The sequence below is a fragment of the Mesorhizobium sp. M2A.F.Ca.ET.067.02.1.1 genome, assembly GCF_004023285.1.
Taxonomy (GTDB): Bacteria; Pseudomonadota; Alphaproteobacteria; order Rhizobiales; family Rhizobiaceae; genus Mesorhizobium.
In genome coordinates this window covers 1-539 of record NZ_RZSB01001388.1, presented here as the reverse complement: position 1 = coordinate 539, position 539 = coordinate 1, and the positions used below count along the sequence as shown (strand labels likewise).

Annotated in this window: 1 pseudogene; it reads right to left on the bottom strand. The window is 67.5% G+C overall.

The features are described 5' to 3' along the window. Positions 1 to 539 (bottom strand): annotated as a pseudogene (locus EOA28_RS37975) (excinuclease ABC subunit A); the annotation flags it as partial.

Here is a 539-nt window from a genome sequence, read left to right as displayed (position 1 = left end):
TGGAGCGCGGCGTGCGGCCGATCGGCGACTGGTCGATGTCGATGACCTTGTCGAGGAATTCCAGCCCCTCGATGCGGTCGTGCTCGGCCGGATGCTCGCGCGAGCCCATGATGCGGCGCGAGGCCGCCTTGAACAGCGTCTCGATCAGGAAGGTCGACTTGCCGCCGCCCGACACGCCGGTGACCGCGGTGAAGGTGCCGAGCGGGATTTCGGCCGTGACGTTCTTCAGATTGTTGCCGCGCGCGCCGACCACCTTGATGCGCCGGTTCTTCTTGGCTTCGCGGCGCACCGCGGGCGTCGCCACTTCGAGCTCGCCGGACAGGTACTTGCCGGTGATCGAGGCGGGCGTCGCCATGATCTGCTGCGGCGTGCCTTGCGCGATGATGCGGCCGCCGTGGATGCCGGCGGCCGGGCCGATGTCGACGACATAGTCGGCATGCAGGATGGCGTCCTCGTCATGCTCGACGACGATCACCGTGTTGCCGATATCGCGCAGGTGCTTCAGCGTGTCGAGCAGACGCGCATTGTCGCGCTGGTGC